Below are 19,402 nucleotides of genomic sequence, written 5' to 3'. Positions count from 1 at the left end.
CATGCCTCCCCGCCTTATATAGTGTTTCAGCTTAACCCCAGTTCATGCCAGATTCGCTGCACCTGGCGCCGTTCGTCAGCGAACTGGTCCCCTGCCACCGTACCGGCCTCGTTCTGCAGGGCCTGGCGGTGAGCGGCGGAACGGTAGGCTTTATACACCTCGCGCAGCAAATGGGCATCGGCGGCGGGCATCAGCCCGACCTGCTCCAGGCCTTCCAGAATGCGGATATTGTCGGTGTAGCGCAGCAACGATGGATGTTGCGCAGACCACGCCAGAGCCGCGTATTGCACCATAAATTCAATATCGACGATACCTCCGGCGTCCTGCTTGAGGTCGAACGACGCCGTGGGTTCGAAGGCATTCGCCGCCGTTCCCGCCGCCGTGGACTTGGTACCGAGGTTGTCGCGCATCTTGGCGCGCATCTCGCTGACCTCCTGGCGCAGCTTGTCCAGGTCCTGCGCACGGCCCAGCACTTGCGCCCGTACCTGCTCGAAAGCACGGCCCACATCCTGACTGCCTACCAGCACTCGCGCACGCACCAGCGCCTGGTGCTCCCAGGTCCAGGCTTCGTTTTCCTGATAACGCGCAAATGCCCCCAGGGAACTCACCAGCAAACCGGATGCGCCCGAAGGCCGCAGGCGCATGTCCACTTCATACAACTGGCCCGAGTTGGTCTGGGTGGTCAGCAGGTGAATGATCCGCTGCCCCAGCCGGGTAAAGAACTGCGCGCCATCGATCGGCTTGGCACCGTCGGTTTCGGCCTGGGGGTCACCGTCATGGATAAACACCAGGTCCAGGTCCGAACCATGCCCCAATTCGATGCCGCCGACTTTCCCATAACCGACAATGATGAAGCCAGGATCGCACAAGGTGCCGTCCACCCGTTGCGGCGAGCCGTAGCGGGCAACCGTCTGGCGCCAGGCCAGGGCCAGCACTTGTTCGAGGATGGCTTCGGCGAGCCAGGTCAGGTAGTCGCTGACTTTCATCAACGGCAGGCTGCCGGCGATTTCCGAGGCGGCCACCCGCAGGCGGTGGGCCAGCTTGAAGTGGCGCAGGGCTTCCATCTGCTGCTCAAGGTCGTCTTCGGGAATACGCGTCAGGCGTTCGCGCAATTCGGCGGCCAGTTCCGGCGCCAGCGGCGGCTTGAACAGGCGGCCTTCGTTGAGCAGTTCGTCCAGCAGCAGCGGGAAGCGGGTGATCTGCTCGGCAATCCACGGGCTGGCGGCGCACAGGGTCAGAAGGCGACGCAGGGCGTCGGGGTTTTCCGTCAGCAACACCAGATAAGCGGAACGCCGGGCGACGGCTTCGACCAAGGGCAGGACGCGCTCCAGTACCAGGTCCGGGTTGGCATGTTCGACGGCCTGGGCCAGCAAGCGCGGGATAAATGCATCCAGACGCTCGCGACCCAGGCGCTGCATGGCACGCAATTGCGGACTGCTGCGCAGGCCGGCCAGGGTTTTCAAGGCTTTGGGCGCGTCGGTAAAACCGCCCTCCTGCAACTGACGGCAGGCGGCTTCCTCGTCCTGGGACTCTTCCCACAACGGCAACCACTCACCGCCCACCATCAACTCGCTCTCTTCGCCCTCTTCTTCATCCGGATCGGCAATCACCTGGCGGAAATGCCAGTCCACCCGGCCACGCCAGTACATCAGGCGCTCATGAAACGCGGTCCAGTCCGGAAAGCCCAGCATGAAGGCAATCCGCGCCTGGTCTTCGGTGCCATCCGGGAGCATCTGCGTCTGGCGATCGGCGATCGCCTGGATCGCGTGCTCGGTGTAGCGCAGGAATTCATAGCCATCGCGCAGCTCGGCGACCACCGCCGGCGGCAGGTAACCCTGGCCTTCCAGGGTACCCAGCACTTTTAACAGTGGGCGCTGCTGCAGGCTCAGGTCACGGCCACCGTGGATCAGCTGGAACGCCTGGGCGATAAATTCGACTTCACGGATGCCGCCCGAGCCCAGCTTGATGTTCTCGGCCATGCCCTTGCGCCGCACTTCCTGCTGGATCAACTGCTTCATGGTGCGCAGCGCTTCGATGGCGGAAAAGTCCAGGTAACGCCGGTAGACAAACGGTCGCAGCATGTCGAGCAGTTGCGCACCGGCCACCTGGTCACCGGCCACCACCCGCGCCTTGATCATGGCGTAGCGTTCCCAGTCGCGGCCCTGGTCCTGGTAGTACTGCTCCAGCGCGTTGAAGCTGAGCACCAGCGCCCCGGCCGAGCCGTAAGGTCGCAGGCGCATGTCGACCCGGAACACAAAGCCGTCGACGGTCATCGGGTCCAGGGCCTTGATCAGTTTTTGACCAAGGCGGATGAAGAACTCCTGGTTGTCCAGCGAGCGCTTCACGCCGACCGTATCGCCGCCTTCGGGGTAGGCGAAGATCAGGTCGATGTCGGACGACAGGTTCAGCTCCACTGCGCCGAGCTTGCCCATGCCGAGGATGACCATGTGCTGCGGTTCGCCGCTGCGACGGCCCGTGGGTGTGCCGAACAACACGCAGTGGCGCTGGTACAACCACTGATAGGCCTGGTCGATGCTGGCGTCGGCCATGTCCGACAGGTCGCGGCAGGTTTGCACCAGGTCCGCCTGTCGGGTCAGGTCGCGCCAGATGATCCGCACCTGCTGGCGGGTGCGCTGGCGGCGCAGAACCCGGCCCAGTTCGTCTTCCGTCTCGGCTTGTTGCACGGCCGTCGCAATCTGTCCGCACAGCTCGCCGGGGGCAAAGCTGCGGTCCAGTTCGCCCCAGGCCACCAGCTCGAGCAACATCAAAGGGTCACGAACACTCTGTTCAATGACGAAATCACTGGCGGCGCACACACGGGCGAAGTCAGCCCAACGTTGCGGCGTCCACTCAGAAAGGCCATTATCGCCGTCCAATCCGGCCACGGCGTCACGAAATGACTGCTCGGCCCGCTTGGCAAATGGAAGCAGGATGGCCGGGAGTTCGGCCTGCATTGGAAGGCTCATGGTCTATCCTTGATCGGCGCGTAAAGGGCTTGTAGCTGTGAACGCAAGAACCACGCTCGGTGAAGGACTGTCGAACAAAGGTTAGAAATAGCTGAAAATTTTTCTTTTTTGGCAGTCAACATCAAATCTCTACCCTTTCTTGTTCGCAAAAGATCAACAATAACGATTATGCTCGCCAGCTAGACCGAGCAATCCGCTCAGTCTTGTGTAGTTTTACTACTCGTATATACATTCGAAAGGCTGAAATGGCCGACGATTTGTAGTAAAACTACAGGACGCCGAAGCAACCTTCGGCCATCCAAGAATTTATGTCGTCTGCCCACAAGGCCAGTCGCAAACTTCAGGCAACCGATTCTGGTAGCCTTTCCGCCCTGGAGCAAGCCATGCAAGACCTCGATCCCGTCGAAACCCAGGAATGGCTGGACGCCCTGGAATCGGTTCTCGACAAAGAAGGCGAAGACCGTGCTCACTACCTGATGACCCGTATGGGCGAACTCGCGACCCGCAGCGGCTCGCAACTGCCCTACGCCATCACCACGCCGTATCGCAACACCATCCCGGTAACCCACGAAGCACGCATGCCTGGCGACCTGTTCATGGAACGCCGCATTCGCTCGCTGGTACGCTGGAACGCCATGGCGATGGTAATGCGCACGAACTTGAAAGATTCTGACCTGGGCGGTCACATCTCCAGCTTCGCTTCCAGCGCAACCCTGTATGACATCGGCTTCAACTACTTCTTCCAGGCCCCGACCGAAGAACATGGCGGCGACCTGATCTACTTCCAGGGCCACACCTCGCCAGGCGTCTACGCCCGTGCGTTCATGGAAGGCCGCATCACCGAAGAACAAATGAACAACTTCCGCCAGGAAGTCGACGGCCAGGGCCTCTCGTCCTATCCGCACCCTTGGCTGATGCCTGATTTCTGGCAGTTCCCGACGGTATCCATGGGCCTGGGCCCGATCCAGGCGATCTACCAGGCACGCTTCATGAAGTACCTGGAAGCCCGTGGCTTCATCCCTGAAGGCAAGCAGAAAGTCTGGTGCTTCCTGGGCGACGGCGAGTGTGACGAGCCGGAATCCCTGGGCGCCATCTCCCTGGCCGGCCGCGAGAAGCTGGACAACCTGATCTTCGTCATCAACTGCAACCTGCAGCGCCTCGACGGCCCGGTTCGCGGCAACGGCAAGATCATCCAGGAACTCGAAGGCGTGTTCCGTGGTGCTCAGTGGAACGTGACCAAAGTCATCTGGGGCCGTTTCTGGGACCCACTGCTGGCCAAGGACGTCGACGGCATCCTGCAACGTCGCATGGACGAAGTCATCGACGGCGAGTACCAGAACTACAAAGCCAAAGACGGCGCGTTCGTACGTGAACACTTCTTCAACACGCCTGAACTCAAGGCAATGGTTGCAGACCTGTCCGACGACGAGATCTGGAAACTCAACCGTGGCGGCCACGACCCGTACAAGGTCTACGCGGCATACCACGAAGCGGTCAACCACAAAGAACAACCGACCGTCATCCTGGCCAAGACCATCAAGGGTTATGGCACCGGTGCCGGCGAAGCGAAGAACACTGCGCACAACACCAAGAAAGTCGATGTCGACAGCCTGAAGTTGTTCCGCGACCGCTTCGACATTCCGGTCAAGGACGAAGAGCTGGAGAACCTGCCGTTCTTCAAGCCGGAGCCAAACAGCGCCGAAGCCCGCTACCTCAGCGAGCGTCGCACTGCACTGGGCGGTTTCGTGCCTCAGCGCCGCGCCAAGAGCTTCAACATCCCGACTCCGCCACTGGATACCCTCAAGGCAATCCTGGACGGCTCGGGCGACCGTGAAATCTCCACCACCATGGCCTTCGTGCGGATCCTCGCGCAGCTGGTCAAGGACAAGGAAATCGGCTCGCGTATCGTGCCGATCATCCCGGACGAAGCCCGTACCTTCGGTATGGAAGGCATGTTCCGTCAGTTGGGCATCTACTCCTCCGTCGGCCAGCTCTACGAGCCAGTCGATAAAGACCAGGTGATGTTCTACAAGGAAGACAAGAAGGGCCAGATCCTCGAAGAAGGCATCAACGAAGCGGGCGCCATGAGCTCCTTCATCGCTGCCGGTACTTCGTACTCCAGCCACAACCAGCCGATGCTGCCGTTCTACATCTTCTACTCGATGTTCGGTTTCCAGCGTATTGGCGACCTGGCTTGGGCAGCAGGCGACAGCCGTACCCGTGGCTTCCTGATCGGCGGTACTGCCGGGCGGACCACGCTGAACGGCGAAGGCCTGCAACACGAAGACGGTCACAGCCACATCCTGGCGGGCACCATCCCGAACTGCCGCACCTTTGATCCAACCTACGGCTATGAGCTGGCGGTGATCATCCAGGACGGCATGAAGAAGATGACCGAAGAGCAGCAGGACGTTTTCTACTACATCACCGTGATGAACGAGTCCTACCAGCAGCCAGCCATGCCGGCCGGTGTCGAGGAAGGCATCATCAAGGGCATGTACCTGCTCGAAGAAGACACCAAGGAAGCCGCTCACCACGTGCAACTGATGGGCTCCGGCACCATCCTGCGCGAAGTGCGTGAAGCTGCAAAAATCCTGCGTGAAGAGTTCAACGTCGGTGCTGACGTATGGAGCGTTACCAGCTTCAACGAACTGCGTCGCGACGGCCTGGCCGTAGAGCGCAGCAACCGCCTGCACCCGGGCCAGAAGCCTGCGCGCACCTACGTCGAAGAGTGCCTGGCTGGCCGTAAGGGTCCTGTTATCGCCTCTACCGACTACATGAAGCTGTTTGCTGAACAAATTCGTCAGTGGGTACCGTCCAAGGAATTCAAAGTCCTGGGCACCGACGGTTTCGGCCGTAGTGACAGCCGCAAAAAGCTGCGTCACTTCTTCGAAGTCGACCGTCACTTCGTGGTGTTGGCAGCCCTGGAAGCCTTGGCTGACCGTGGTGAAATCGAACCCAAGGTGGTAGCAGACGCTATCGTCAAGTTCGGGATCAACCCGGAAAAACGCAACCCACTGGACTGCTGAGGAGACTTTCTGTGAGCGAACTCATTCGCGTACCTGACATCGGCAGCGGTGAAGGTGAAGTAATTGAACTGTTTGTGAAGGTCGGCGACACCGTCGAAGCCGACCAGAGCATCCTGACCCTGGAATCGGACAAGGCGAGCATGGAAATCCCTGCTCCCAAGGCCGGCGTGGTCAAAAGCCTGAAAGTGAAGCTGGGCGATCGCCTGAAAGAAGGCGACGAACTGCTTGAGCTGGAAATCGAAGGTGCCGCTGATGCGGCCCCTGCGGCGGCCGCTCCTGCTGCTGCCCCGGCTCCTGCCGCCGAGAAGCCTGCCGCTGCTGCCGAGGCCCCTGCGGCTCCGGCGGCTGCACCTGCCGCCGAAACAGTCCAGGACATTCATGTTCCGGACATCGGTTCGTCGGGCAAGGCCAAGATCATCGAGCTGCTGGTTAAAGTCGGCGACACCGTCGAAGCTGATCAATCGCTGATCACCCTGGAGTCCGACAAGGCCTCCATGGAAATCCCTTCGCCGGCTGCCGGTGTGGTGGAAAGCATTGCCGTGAAGCTGGAAGACGAAGTCGGCACTGGTGACTTCATCCTCAAGCTGAAAGTGGCGGGCGCTGCTGCCCCGGCTGCTGCCGCTCCGGCCGCCGCTGCTCCGGCCGCCAAGGCTGAAGCCGCACCGGCTGCTGCCGCGCCTGCACCTGCGCCTGCTGCAAAAGCCGAGGCCGCACCGGCTCCGGCGGCTGCACCTGCGCCAAGCGGTGCCAAGGTTCATGCCGGCCCTGCCGTGCGCCAACTGGCCCGTGAATTCGGCGTCGAGTTGAGCGCGGTAACTGCCAGCGGTCCTCACGGTCGCGTGCTCAAGGAAGACGTGCAGGTTTACGTCAAATCCATGATGCAGAAGGCCAAGGAAGCTCCGGCTGCCGGCGCTGCTACCGGTGGCTCGGGCATTCCGCCGATCCGCACCGTCGACTTCAGCCGCTTCGGCGAAATCGAAGAAGTGCCGATGACCCGCCTGATGCAAATCGGCGCGGCCGGCCTGCACGCCAGCTGGCTGAACATCCCGCACGTGACCCAGTTCGACCAGGCCGACATCACCGACCTGGAAGCATTCCGCGTTGCGCAGAAAGCCGTAGCCGAGAAGGCCGGCGTGAAGCTGACCGTGCTGCCCCTGCTGCTCAAGGCTTGCGCACATTTGCTCAAGGAACTGCCGGACTTCAACAGTTCGCTGGCGCCAAGCGGCAAGGCGATCATTCGCAAGAAGTACGTGCACATCGGCTTTGCCGTTGACACTCCGGATGGCCTGCTGGTACCGGTCATCAAGAACGTCGACCAGAAGAGCCTGCTGCAGCTTGCCGCTGAGGCTGCTGCACTGGCTGCCAAGGCCCGCGACAAGAAGCTCACCCCGGACGACATGCAGGGCGCGTGCTTCACCATCTCCAGCCTCGGGCACATTGGCGGCACTGGCTTCACGCCAATCGTCAACGCGCCGGAAGTGGCGATCCTGGGTGTTTCCAAGGCCACTATCCAGCCTGTGTGGGACGGTAAAGCGTTCCAGCCGAAGCTGATGCTGCCACTGTCGCTGTCCTACGATCACCGTGTGATCAACGGCGCGGCTGCCGCACGCTTCACCCAGCGCCTGAGCCAGTTGCTGAACGACATCCGCACCATCCTGCTTTAAGCCACAACAGGTCTTCTGCCCATGCAGAAGACCTGGCTTCAACGATTTCCGAGCGCCACGCTCGTACCTCAACCCCGCCAATTAGCGGGGCTTTTTTTGCCTGCTTTCCAGGGAAAACCTGGACACGGAAATCGAGGTTGTACACCGCCCATCACCCCGGTTGCAGAAAACCGCTCGCTGGCCGATAACCCACTTATAGCACTTAGCCTTCATCCTCTCTTGTCAGCCTGTGCTGCATGATGCAACCTTGCCGCAGGCAACAGTAAAGAGGGCGTGAGCCCGGCGCGATGCGCATTTTTCCAAGCGAGTTTCCCCATGAAAAGCCAACCCGATGTCGCCCGTACGGCGGCCGAGGTAGTGACGCAATTACCGGTGCCTTCGCGCCTCGGTATGCTGCGTTTCGAGCGGCTTAATGAGGCTAGCTGGGCCCTGCTGTACCTCGACCCCAATTGCGAACGCCAGTTCGGCCTGCCCGCGATGGAACTGTGCGCCCTGATCGGCTCGCCCTACGCCAGCCTGATGGAGCCCCAGGCGCGCTATCAGCTGCATGATGCGATCCAGGAACAGCTGACCATCAGCCCGCATTACCTGGTGCGCTACACCCTGCACACCAACGACGGCCCGTTGAGCCTGCTGGAACTGGGTGAAGCCTACAAACAACACAATCGTCACCTGCTGCGCGGCTACCTGATGGTGGTCGACGGCCTGTTCAGTGATCTCCCACCGGCCCCTGCGGCAGACCTGGAGAGCCAGAACAGCCGCTTGCAGATTGCCCTGGAACTCAACCAGCGCGCCCAGCAGGAACAACTGCAACACCTTGAGCGGGTACGCGCCCAGCAGGAATTGATCCTGCTGCTGGCCCGCCAGCGCTACAGCACCAACAACTCGCTGCAGGAAGCCGCCGAGCTGATCACCCGCAGTGCCTGCGATATCTACCAGATCGACTGCGCGAGCATCTGGAACCTCGAAAACCAGCATCTGGTGCCGATTTCCGCTTATCACCGCGCCGATCAGCAGCACCACCTGCCAGAGTCTATCGATGCCAGTGGCTTCCCGGATTACCTGGAAGCCCTGCAAACCAGCCGTGCGATCGACGCCACCAACGCCATGCGCGACCCACGCACGCGTGAAATGGCCGAGAGCCTGCGCCCGCGGGACATCCACGCCATGCTCGACGCCAGCATCCGCGTCGATGGCAACGTGGTCGGCGTGTTGTGCCTGGAGCAAAGTGGCAGCACCCGCGTCTGGCAGTCCGACGAGATCGCCTTTGCCGGCGAGCTGGCCGACCAGTTCGCCCAGGTGATCAACAACCACAACCGCCGCACCGCCACCAGTGCCCTGCACTTGTTCCAGCGAGCCGTGGAGCAAAGCGCCAATGCGTTCCTGCTGGTCAATTGCGACGGCGTGGTGGAATACGTCAACCCCAGCTTTACCGCGATCACCCAGTACAGCACCGAAGAAGTCCACGGCCACCAGCTGTCGGAACTGCCGGCACTGGAGAACCTCAGCGAGCTGCTGTTCGACGCGCCTTCAAGCCTGGCCAAGAGCAACAGTTGGCAAGGCGAGTTCAAGAGCCGGCGCAAGAACCTCGAACCCTACTGGGGCCAGTTGTCGATCTCCAAGGTTTATGGCGACAACCGTGAGCTGACCCATTACATCGGCATCTACGAAGACATCACCCAGACCAAGCTGGCCCAGCAGCGCATCGAGCGGCTGGCCTACACCGACAACCTGACCAACCTGGGCAACCGCCCGGCGTTCATCCGCAACCTGGACGAACGCTTTGCCCGGGACAGCGACAGCCCCATCAGCCTGCTGCTGGTGGACATCGACAACTTCAAGCGGATCAACGACAGCCTCGGCCACCAGACCGGCGACAAGCTGCTGATCAGCCTGGCCCGGCGCCTGCGCAACAGCCTGACCGCCAGTGGCAGCCTGGCGCGGTTTGCCAGTAACGAATTTGCCGTGCTGCTGGACGATACCGACCTTGAAACCGGCCAGCAGGTCGCCAGCCAGTTGCTGGCGACCCTCGACAAGCCGATGTTCGTCGACAACCAGCTGATCAGCGTCACCGGCTCCGTGGGCCTCGCCTGCGCGCCGCTGCATGGCCGCGATCCGCAGACCCTGATGCGCAACGCCGGCCTGGCGCTGCACAAGGCCAAGGCCAACGGCAAACACCAGGTGCAGGTATTTACCGAAGCGCTGAATGCCGAAGCCAGCTACAAGCTGTTCGTGGAAAACAATCTGCGCCGCGCCCTGACCCAGAACGAACTGGACGTGTTCTACCAGCCCAAGCTGTGCCTGCGCAGCGGTCGTCTGCTGGGGATGGAAGCGTTGTTACGCTGGAACCATCCGGAAAAGGGCATGATCCGCCCCGATCAATTCATCAGCGTGGCGGAAGAGACCGGGCTGATCATCCCCATCGGCAAATGGATCGCCCGCCAGGCCTGCCGCATGAGCCGACAGCTGACAGCCGCAGGCATGGGCAACCTGCAAGTAGCGATCAACCTGTCGCCCAAGCAGTTTTCCGACCCGGACCTGGTGGCCTCGATTGCCACGATCCTCAAGGAAGAACAGTTGCCGGCCAACCTGCTGGAACTGGAGTTGACCGAAGGCCTGCTGCTGGAAGCCACCGAAGACACGCGCCTGCAACTGGACCAACTGAAGAGTTTCGGCTTGACCCTGGCGATGGATGACTTCGGTACCGGTTACTCGTCGCTGAGCTACCTGAAAAAATTCCCGATCGACATCATCAAGATTGATCGCAGCTTCATCCATGAAATCCCGGACAACCAGGACGACATGGAAATCACCTCGGCGGTGATCGCCATGGCCCACAACCTCAAGCTCAAGGTGGTGGCCGAAGGCATCGAGACTGCCGAGCAGCTGGCGTTCCTGCGCCGCCACCGTTGCGACGTCGGCCAGGGCTACCTGTTCGACCGGCCAATCCCGGGGGCCGAGCTGATGACGATGCTTAAACGCTATCCTCGCGGGCCAATCGCCTGACAGCGCGGTAACACTCGGGCACACTGGCAGTCTGAACTCTTACTTGTAACTCAATCTGACTGAGAGGACTGATCATGGTCTTGCGCTCGGAAATCCTGGTGAATAAAAACGTGCTTCCCACTCAAGAACAAGCTTTGCCTGGCCGTGAAACCCCGATGTCGCTGCCCGAGACGCACTTCGTCAACGGCAACCCGCTGCTGGGCCCCTTTGTCGACAACGTAGAGTTTGCGATCTTCGGCCTGGGTTGCTTCTGGGGTGCAGAGCGTCGTTTCTGGCAGCGCGACGGTGTGGTCAGCACGGTGGTGGGTTATGCCGGCGGCTACACGCCGAACCCGACGTATGAAGAAGTCTGCTCAGGCCTGACCGGCCACAGCGAAGTGGTGTTGGTGGTGTTTGACCAGGACAAGATCAGCTACGAAGAGCTGCTGAAAATGTTCTGGGAACTGCACAACCCGACCCAGGGCATGCGCCAGGGCAATGACATCGGCAGCCAGTATCGTTCGGTGATCTACGCGGTCAAGCCGGAGCACCTGGAGGCGGCGAAGGCCAGCGCAGAGGCTTATCAGGCGGAATTGACCAAGGCCGGCCTGGGCACCATCACCACCGAAATCGAAGAAGCGCCGACGGTGTATTTCGCCGAGGCGTACCACCAGCAGTACCTGGCGAAGAATCCGCAGGGTTACTGCGGAATCGGCGGCACCGGCGTGACCTGCCCGATCTGACTGCACCAGATCGTTCCCACGCTCTGCGTGGGAATGCCGCTCTGGGCGCTCCGCGTCCGCTCTGAAATTCGTGACGCAGAGCGTCACAGGATGCGTTCCCACGCAGAGCGTGGGAACGATCAGTTACTCGGCGATAAGCCAATCCATCTGCCAGCCACCCTGGGTTTGCCCAAGCTGCTTGGACAACCACGGCAGCAGCTCACGCAACTCCTCCTCCAGCCCCCACGGCGGATTGGCAATCGCCAGACCCGAACCGGTCAGGGTGTTGGGCGTGTCCAGCGGATGCACCAGCAATTCCACCCGCAGCAACTTCGGCGCACCGGTACCGGCCAGGTCCTGGTAGAAGCGGCGCAGCATGCGCTGGTCCTTCACCGGGTACCAGATCGCAGCCACCGTCTGGCGCATCCGGCTCACGGCTTCCTTGAGGGACGCGGCGCAGCGCTGCATCTCGTCGAGCTTCTCGAACGGCGGGTCTATCAACATCAACGCACGCTTTTCCGGCACCGGCAGCAATGCCCGTGGCACGTGCCAGCCTTCGCCAAGGTGGACTTTCACCCGACGATCACCCTTCATGTTGTCCTTGAGCAGCAGGCCGTCTTCCGGGTGCTTTTCGTTGAGCAGCACGCGGTCCTGAGGTCGAGTCAGGCGTCGCGCCAGCTCCGGCGAACCCGGGTAGTAGCGCAACTCGCCATCCGGGTTCATCTCGTGCAGCACACGCATGTAATCGGCGGTCAGCGGCGGCAGGTCGGCCTGGCCCCACAGGCGGGCGATGCCTTCCAGGTATTCACCGGTACGGTTCGCCTGGTCGCCCTGCAGGTCGTACAGACCAATGCCGGCGTGGGTGTCGAGATAGGCAAACGGCTGCTCCTTGCGCGACATCAGGGCGATGAGGCGGGTCAAGGTCAGGTGTTTGAAGACATCGGCGTGGTTGCCGGCGTGATAGGCGTGACGATAATTCATGGTTGCTCCTGCGCAGGGGGCGAAGTTTACCTTTTACGCAGGCAAAGGTGCAGGGCTGCGCGTCAGGTGGCGCTTATGCCGCAAACACAGGGGCGCTGCCGAAAATAGTCTAATTGGCGGTGCGAAAGCGGATTTATTGTGGCGAGCAATTATCCATGGAGGTCATAACAACTCATGAAAGACGCTACCATCGCTTTGCACCATGGCTTCAAGTCGGACCCGACTACCAAGGCCGTCGCCGTGCCGATCTACCAGAACGTCGCTTTCGAATTCGATAACGCCCAGCACGGCGCCGACCTGTTCAACCTCGACGTGCCCGGCAATATCTACACGCGCATCATGAACCCCACCAACGACGTGCTGGAGCAACGCATCGCGGCACTGGAAGGCGGCATCGCGGCCCTGGCGGTGTCGGCCGGCAGCGCGGCGATCCACTACGCGATCCAGACCCTGACCCGTGCCGGTGACAACATCGTCACCACCCCGCAACTGTACGGTGGCACCTACACCCTGTTCGCCCACTTACTGCCGAGCTTCGGCGTTGACGTGCGCTTCGCCCGTGACGACTGCGCCGAAGCCATCGCCGAGCTGATCGATGACAACACCAAACTGGTGTACTGCGAGAGCATCGGCAACCCGGCAGGCAATATCATCGATATCGAAGCCCTGGCCAACGTCGCCCACGCCCGTGGCGTGCCGCTGATGGTGGACAACACCGTGGCCACGCCAATCCTGTGCAAGCCGATCCAGTTCGGCGCGGACATCGTCGTGCATTCGGTGACCAAATACGTGGGCGGCCACGGCAACTCGCTGGGTGGCGTGATCGTCGACAGCGGCACCTTTCCCTGGACCCAGTACCCGGAGAAATTCCCCGGACTCAACCAGCCGGAGCCGGCCTATCACGGTGTGGTCTACACCGAAAAATTCGGCCCGGCGGCGTTCATTGCCCGCGCCCGTACCGTGCCGCTGCGCAACACCGGCGCGGCCCTGGCGCCGATGAATGCATTCCTGCTGCTGCAAGGCCTGGAAACCCTGGCCCTGCGCATGGAGCGCCACACCGAAAACGCCTTGAAGATTGCCCACTTCCTGCAAGACCACGCACTGGTGGAGTGGGTCAGCTACGCCGGCCTGCCGGATCACCCCCACCATCACCTGGCGCAGAAATACATGCAGGGCAAACCGTCGGCGATTCTGTCCTTCGGCCTGAAGGGTGGTTATGAGGCGGGCGTGCGTTTCTACGATTCGCTGCAGATCTTCAAGCGCCTGGTGAACATTGGCGATGCCAAGTCCCTGGCCTGCCACCCGGCGTCCACCACCCATCGCCAGATGAATGAACAGGAGCAGGCGAAGGCCGGGGTGAAGCCGGAGATGATTCGCCTGTCGGTGGGCATCGAGGCCATTGAAGACCTGATCGAGGACCTGCAGCAGTCGCTGGCCTCAACCCAGCTCTGAGGCCAGCCAGGCGGCCAGCGCCTGATGGCTGACATCCGGCCGGCGCACGAAGCAGGCGACCTTGTGCTTCAAGGTCGCCGGCACAAAGGCGCTGCACAGGTCCGGGCGCTGTTCTTCCAGCCATTGCAACAGGTTGTCCACCTGCGTAACGCTCGATTGCTCACCCAGGCGCTGGAGAACATGCGGCGGCACTTGCCACCATGGGCCGGGCTTTGCCGCTCCCGCCGCCGTAACCGCTACCTCATGCTGGCGACCATTGATCCAGTAGCGACTGAACACCGGGAGCAACTCCTTTGCCTGTGGCCCCAGCGCCTGCAACACAGGCAGGACATAAGCACCGTCCCAGAAGCGAAAGAACACCGCCGGCCCTTCCGGCAACAGTACCTTGGTCAGGCTGCGCAGATGCTCGACGACGGTGTGCAAGGAACAGGACGATACCGCCAGCCAACCCCAGTCGATACCTTCGCATTCGGCGGCCCATTTCAGAAAAGCGCTGTCCACGGCGACCACCGCGACGTAGGGCATGACCTCATCCCACGCAGCATACTCGCTGCCCGCCCAGATGGGGCTAAGTGCACGTCCGTCGGTACGCCGCCACGCATCGAGCGGCTTGCAGTCGCTGGCATTGCCCATCACCGCAAACAACTGCTCGCCCGCCTGCAACGGCGCAGCCTCAAGCCACTGCCCGGGAGAAATCATGGCGCACCACCGGGCAGTGATGTATTGCGATGCAGGGGCGTATTGCACACGCCATTCCTGCAGCGCTCGCACTCTTCGCAAAAGGGTGCGCTGCGCTTCAGGCTTAACACCTGGACGGCACTCAACGGTGCAGGCATTACCGCCAGCAACTTTTCCTGCAGCCCCGGCGTCAGCGGCGCTCCCGCCGGTGCCGGGGAGCCGCCAAGCTGAATTTGCGTGCTGCTGAAAATCCCGCCCGCCGAAACGTTGATCCACTGCCCACCGGCCTGGAGGGTCACGCTGGCACCCGCATCAATAACGACGTTTTGCCCGGCACCGATGTGAATGGTCAACCCGGCACGTACCTGCTGGGAGCCCGCGACCATCAGGTGATCGTCCTGCTTGAGTTCGGTCAGGCGGTTGCCGTGGGTGGTGCGCTGTTCTTCGCCCTGAAGCTCGTGACGATCAAGGCCTTTGACGATCACGTCGCGCTGGTTGTCGACCTGCACGTGCTGGTCGTGCAGTACATGCTGGGTCCAGTTGCGCTGGGCGCGCAGGTAGATTTCCTCGGCACCCTTGCGGTCCTCGATGCGCAGCTCGTTGTAGCCACCGCCGCCGGGGCTGGTCTGGCTACGGAAGATGCTGCGGGTCTTGTCGGCTGGCAGGTCCAGCGGCACCGGCGTGGCGGCATTGGCCAGGCAACCGACCACCAGCGGCGTGTCGGCGTCGCCGTCGACGAAACCCACCAGCACCTCCATGCCCACCCGCGGGATCAACACCGAGCCGTAGTGCTCATGGGCCCAGCCACTGGCCACCCGCAGCCAGCAACTGGAATGTTCGTCGTGCTCCCCGGCGCGATCCCAGGCCATCTGCACCTTGACCCGGCCATACTCGTCACAATGGATCTCGCTGCCTGCCGGCCCTGTAACCACGGCGTTTTGATAGCCAGACACCGGCGGTCGCGATACCAGCAGCGGTGTTCGAAACGGCACCTCCCATGGCGTTACGACAAAGTGATTGCTGTAGCCCTGAGCCGATTCATCACCTGAGGCGTCGATGGTCGACTCCTCCAGCACCTGAGGCTGGCGCCCTGCATGCGTCACCTGGGTGACCAGCCACAAATCATTCCATTCCTGGCGAGGATGCCCTTCCATCCTCAGGAACTGCCCGCTGACCAGGGACGGCTGGTCGCTATGGCCACTGGCCTGGCGAAAGTCACCGCGATGGCGCTCCAACCTACGTTGCGCCAGGTATTTACCATGAACGCGATCCGTAAAATTCCCGGGATAACACTGTTCCTCCAGCATGGGACGCTGGCCGCCGGACACCGTGCTTTCCAAGCTCAGGCGTGGCTTTCTGAAGTCGTAGTCCCGCAGATTCACATCGGTGGTACGGGTCTGCAACCGCAGGGTAAAACGCTTGATCACCGGCGTGTCGGCAACCATCCCCGAACCCGCCGCGTATTGAGTGGCTTGCTCAGGCTGGGCGAACACGCTCTGGTCATCGCCGAACACCAAAAGGTGGCGCTCGGGGTGATGCTGGAAGTGGTAGTGAATGCCCGACTCGGCGCACAAGCGCTGGATGAACGCCAGATCGGTTTCGCCAAACTGAACGCAGTACTCACGCTCGGGGTACACCCCGCTCAGTTGAAACGAGAAGGCATCCGCCTGGATACCCTGCCCTTCCAGCACCAGTGCAATGATCTGCGGCACCGTCCGGTTCTGGAAAATCCGCTGGTGAGCGCTGTGCTCAAGATAAGCCAACCGCGGAACCAGCGTGATCTGATAACGCGTCAGGCGCTTGCCCGAGTCGCCTTGTGCCACCCGATAGACCTGGCCATGAATACCATGGCCATGCGCATCAAACCCCAGGAACGCCTGGCGATGCATCAAGCTTTCCAGGTCAAGGTCGGGTTGCTCGCTGACCAGTTCAAGGTCAAAACGATAGGGCAGGCTGATGAATTCATCGCCCGTGAACTCACGTACCTTGAGATCACTGGGCACACCGTCGAGGGTCAGGCTAAAGGCACTTTGATTGGCAGGAGCGAACATCCGGTGTTTCTCTGCGAGTAGTGGGTGGCCGATTCTGCACCAGCTGTTTGCCGAGCTGAGTGCGCTGCAGGCAAATCAGTAAATCCCTACATCGCAGGCGCTTTAATCTTCATGTATCAGGCATCGAAGCCCTACCACCAGCGTGCTAGCGTATTCGTCCCCCGTCGCCCCATGACAATGGAAAAAACATGGCCACCCGCTACGCAAAAATCGTCCTGACCCTTGCCCTGGCAGCCTTCGCCACACTCGTGGCCTTCAGCAACATCACCGACTACGGCTCCAACTTTGCCTTCGTCAAACATGTGCTGAGCATGGACACCACCTTCCCCGGCAACGCCGCGATGTATCGCGCCATCACCACCCCATGGCTGTGGCACGGTGCATATTGGCTGATCATCGCCGGTGAAGCCCTGACGGCCGTGCTGCTGGCGCGTGGAGCACTGGCCTTGTGGCGGGCTCGTCGTGCCACAGGTATCGACTTCAATCGCGCCAAGAAAAGCGCAATCGTCGGGCTGACCCTGGGTTTCGTGGTGTGGTTCTTCGGCTTTATGGTGATCGGCGGCGAGTGGTTCCTGATGTGGCAATCCCATCAGTGGAACGGCCAGGAAGCGGCGTTCAAGTTTTATATGGCGATCCTGGGTGTGCTGATTTTTCTCAACCAGCCGGACACTGACCACGACTGAAAAACCACGAATTCAAAACCGGTGGATGCCCTTTCACAAACTACTGTCAGATAGCTGACGGTAGTTTGTAGCCCTTTTCCCAAAGTATAAAAACCGCCTCACATTCAACGCTCACAGCCACCAGGCGAGCGCTTACATTGGCCGTTTACTTCAGTGATCATCTGAACCTGTGAAAACAACACTGCGAAATCTGGAAGGCAAAAAAAACGGCCCGTCATCCAAAAGATGCGGGCCGTTTTCACTTCAGCGGGCATTCAAGCCCCCGCCGATTACTTGTTGAGGTTGTAATCCGCCTCGGCTGCGTCAAACCGCTGAAGCATGCCAGCCGTCGGAGCGCCCAGCTTGCTCACGAAGTAGATCGCCAGGCTGGCGAAGATGAAGCCCGGGATGATTTCGTACAGGCCAAACAGGCTGAAGTGCTTCCACACGATCACGGTGATCGCACCCACCAGGATGCCGGCCAATGCGCCATTACGCGTCATGCCTTTCCACAGTACGGAGATCAGTACCACAGGACCGAACGCAGCACCGAAACCGGCCCAGGCGTAGCTCACCAGGCCCAGTACGCGGTTTTCCGGGTTGGCGGCCATGGCGATGGCAATCAGCGCCACCAACAGCACCATGGCGCGACCGACCCATACCAGCTCGACCTGGGAGGCGTTTTTACGCAGGAAGGTTTTGTAGAAGTCTTCGGTGAGGGCACTGGAGCACACCAGCAACTGGCAGCTCAGGGTGCTCATTACCGCCGCCAGGATGGCCGACAGCAGCACACCGGCAATCCATGGGTTGAAGAGCAGCTTGGCCAACTCGATGAACACACGCTCGTGGTTCTCGGTCACGGGACCGGCGACTTCCGGGTGCGCCGAGAAGTAGGCGATACCGAAGAAGCCCACCGCCACGGTGCCGCCCAGGCACAGGATCATCCAGGTCATGGAGATGCGACGTGCGTTGGCAATCGATTTCACCGAATCCGCCGCCATGAAACGCGCGAGGATGTGCGGCTGGCCGAAGTAACCCAGGCCCCAGCCCATCAGCGAAATGATGCCGATGAAGGTGGTGTTTTTCAGCATGTTGAAGTTGTCAGGGTTCTGCGCTTCGATCGCCAGGAAGGTGGTGTCGACGCCACCGGTGGCCAGCAGCACGATGATCGGGGTCAGCAACAAGGCGAAGATCATCAGCGTGGCTTGCACGGTGTCGGTCCAGCTCACGGCCAGGAAACCACCGACGAAGGTGTAGGCAATGGTCGCGGCAGCACCGGCCCACAGCGCGGTCTCGTAGGACATGCCGAAGGTGCTTTCAAACAGACGGGCGCCAGCCACGATGCCGGAAGCGCAGTAGATGGTGAAGAACACCAGGATCACCACCGCAGAGATGATTCGCAGCAGGCCGCTTTTATCTTCGAAACGGCTGGAGAAGTAATCCGGCAGGGTCAGGGCGTCGCCGTTGTGCTCGGTCTGCACCCGCAGGCGGCCGGCTACAAACAGCCAGTTCAGGTAGGCACCGACGATCAGGCCGATGGCGATCCAGCTTTCCGACAGGCCAGACATGTAGATCGCTCCGGGCAAGCCCATCAGCAACCAGCCGCTCATGTCCGAGGCACCGGCCGAGAGCGCGGTAACCACGCTGCCGAGGCTGCGACCGCCGAGGATGTAGTCGGAAAGGTTGTTGGTGGAGCGATAGGCCATAAAGCCGATCAGCACCATGGCAGCGATATAGATCACAAATGTGATCAGGGTAGGATTACTTACGCTCATTGAGTTACGCCCTGGCTTTGTTTTTATGTAGCGGCGGTCTGTCCGGACGGCCATCCACTTTGCTAGTGGATAGACGAAGCCTGGCGCCGCGCATTTATGACTGACGTTTCCCCAGGAAAGCCATCAGCCGATGAACCGTCAGTAAGAGGTTGCACCTTGGGCGCGAATGCTATTCAACAAAGCAAATAAGGTGCAACCAGTTTCTTGAGAATAAGTTGCACCTCGATGTTTTTTGTGGAAAACACCGTGTTTTTGCTCCTTTTCGGAGCAAGAGCAGCCAAAGTCATAAGCAAATGCACCAAGGCGCAGCCGATTCGGCTGCGGCGATAATTTTTCCCGATCAGCATCAAAAAATTCATGGATAAAAAGGGTTGCACCCGGTTGCACCTCTCTCGGCGCAAAGCTAATCTTGCCGCCAGCTGATGCCACGCAGTAGT

Annotated in this window: 12 protein-coding genes; 6 read left to right on the top strand and 6 right to left on the bottom strand. The window is 60.9% G+C overall.

What is annotated here, in order from left to right; genetic code table 11:
• Positions 1-26: 26 nt before the first annotated feature.
• The gene (gene glnE / locus QF039_RS31735; protein WP_032899861.1) at positions 27-2,966 is read right to left on the bottom strand and encodes a bifunctional [glutamate--ammonia ligase]-adenylyl-L-tyrosine phosphorylase/[glutamate--ammonia-ligase] adenylyltransferase; all 2,940 of its coding nucleotides are present in this window, start codon (positions 2,964-2,966) and stop codon (positions 27-29) included.
• A 383-nt stretch (positions 2,967-3,349) separates the two neighbouring features.
• Between glnE and aceE the strand changes: the two genes are divergently transcribed.
• The 4 genes from aceE (at position 3,350) to msrA (ending at position 11,387) form a co-directional block, all read left to right on the top strand.
• Complete coding sequence (aceE, locus tag QF039_RS31730) at positions 3,350-5,995, top strand: pyruvate dehydrogenase (acetyl-transferring), homodimeric type (protein ID WP_003209439.1); 2,646 nt, start codon at positions 3,350-3,352, stop codon at positions 5,993-5,995.
• Positions 5,996-6,006: 11 nt separating this feature from the next.
• Positions 6,007-7,659: a dihydrolipoyllysine-residue acetyltransferase gene (gene aceF / locus QF039_RS31725; protein ID WP_087692500.1), complete on the top strand. Its 1,653-nt coding sequence runs from the start codon at positions 6,007-6,009 to the stop codon at positions 7,657-7,659.
• Positions 7,660-7,974: 315 nt separating this feature from the next.
• Complete coding sequence (locus tag QF039_RS31720) at positions 7,975-10,665, top strand: bifunctional diguanylate cyclase/phosphodiesterase (protein ID WP_003209437.1); 2,691 nt, start codon at positions 7,975-7,977, stop codon at positions 10,663-10,665.
• 74 nt (positions 10,666-10,739) lie between these two features.
• Positions 10,740-11,387, top strand: a complete 648-nt coding sequence (gene msrA / locus QF039_RS31715; protein ID WP_003209436.1) for a peptide-methionine (S)-S-oxide reductase MsrA — start codon at positions 10,740-10,742, stop codon at positions 11,385-11,387.
• A 123-nt stretch (positions 11,388-11,510) separates the two neighbouring features.
• Here the strand turns inward: msrA and QF039_RS31710 are convergent, their stop codons facing one another.
• Positions 11,511-12,347: a 23S rRNA (adenine(2030)-N(6))-methyltransferase RlmJ gene (locus tag QF039_RS31710; RefSeq protein WP_003209435.1), complete on the bottom strand. Its 837-nt coding sequence runs from the start codon at positions 12,345-12,347 to the stop codon at positions 11,511-11,513.
• A gap of 174 nt (positions 12,348-12,521) precedes the next feature.
• Between QF039_RS31710 and QF039_RS31705 the strand changes: the two genes are divergently transcribed.
• Positions 12,522-13,799 carry an O-acetylhomoserine aminocarboxypropyltransferase/cysteine synthase family protein gene (locus tag QF039_RS31705; RefSeq protein ID WP_008439168.1) on the top strand — a complete coding sequence of 426 codons (1,278 nt, stop codon included), beginning with the start codon at positions 12,522-12,524 and terminating at the stop codon, positions 13,797-13,799.
• Here the strand turns inward: QF039_RS31705 and QF039_RS31700 are convergent.
• Together QF039_RS31700 and QF039_RS31695 are read right to left on the bottom strand one after the other, a co-directional pair.
• Entirely contained in the window at positions 13,785-14,498 is a 714-nt protein-coding gene (locus tag QF039_RS31700; RefSeq protein WP_307522468.1) for a DUF4123 domain-containing protein, read from the bottom strand. The genes QF039_RS31705 and QF039_RS31700 overlap by 15 nt on opposite strands.
• Positions 14,495-16,528, bottom strand: a complete 2,034-nt coding sequence (locus QF039_RS31695) for a type VI secretion system tip protein VgrG (protein WP_307522467.1) — start codon at positions 16,526-16,528, stop codon at positions 14,495-14,497. Before QF039_RS31695 ends, QF039_RS31700 begins: the two co-directional genes overlap by 4 nt.
• Positions 16,529-16,716: 188 nt before the next feature.
• Between QF039_RS31695 and QF039_RS31690 the strand changes: the two genes are divergently transcribed.
• Positions 16,717-17,211, top strand: a complete 495-nt coding sequence (locus QF039_RS31690) for a DUF2165 family protein (protein ID WP_008439179.1) — start codon at positions 16,717-16,719, stop codon at positions 17,209-17,211.
• A 269-nt stretch (positions 17,212-17,480) separates the two neighbouring features.
• On the opposite strand, the gene putP is transcribed toward QF039_RS31690, so the two are convergent.
• Positions 17,481-18,965, bottom strand: a complete 1,485-nt coding sequence (putP, locus tag QF039_RS31685; RefSeq protein WP_003209422.1) for a sodium/proline symporter PutP — start codon at positions 18,963-18,965, stop codon at positions 17,481-17,483.
• Positions 18,966-19,103: 138 nt separating this feature from the next.
• Positions 19,104-19,394 (bottom strand): hypothetical protein, encoded by a 291-nt coding sequence (locus QF039_RS31680; RefSeq protein ID WP_157222894.1) that lies wholly within the window; start codon positions 19,392-19,394, stop codon positions 19,104-19,106.
• Positions 19,395-19,402: the final 8 nt, after the last annotated feature.

This window comes from Pseudomonas sp. W2I6 (assembly GCF_030815935.1).
Taxonomy (GTDB): Bacteria; Pseudomonadota; Gammaproteobacteria; order Pseudomonadales; family Pseudomonadaceae; genus Aquipseudomonas.
Note: the sequence above shows the minus strand (reverse complement) of the source record. Positions and strands in the feature narration are given on the sequence as shown.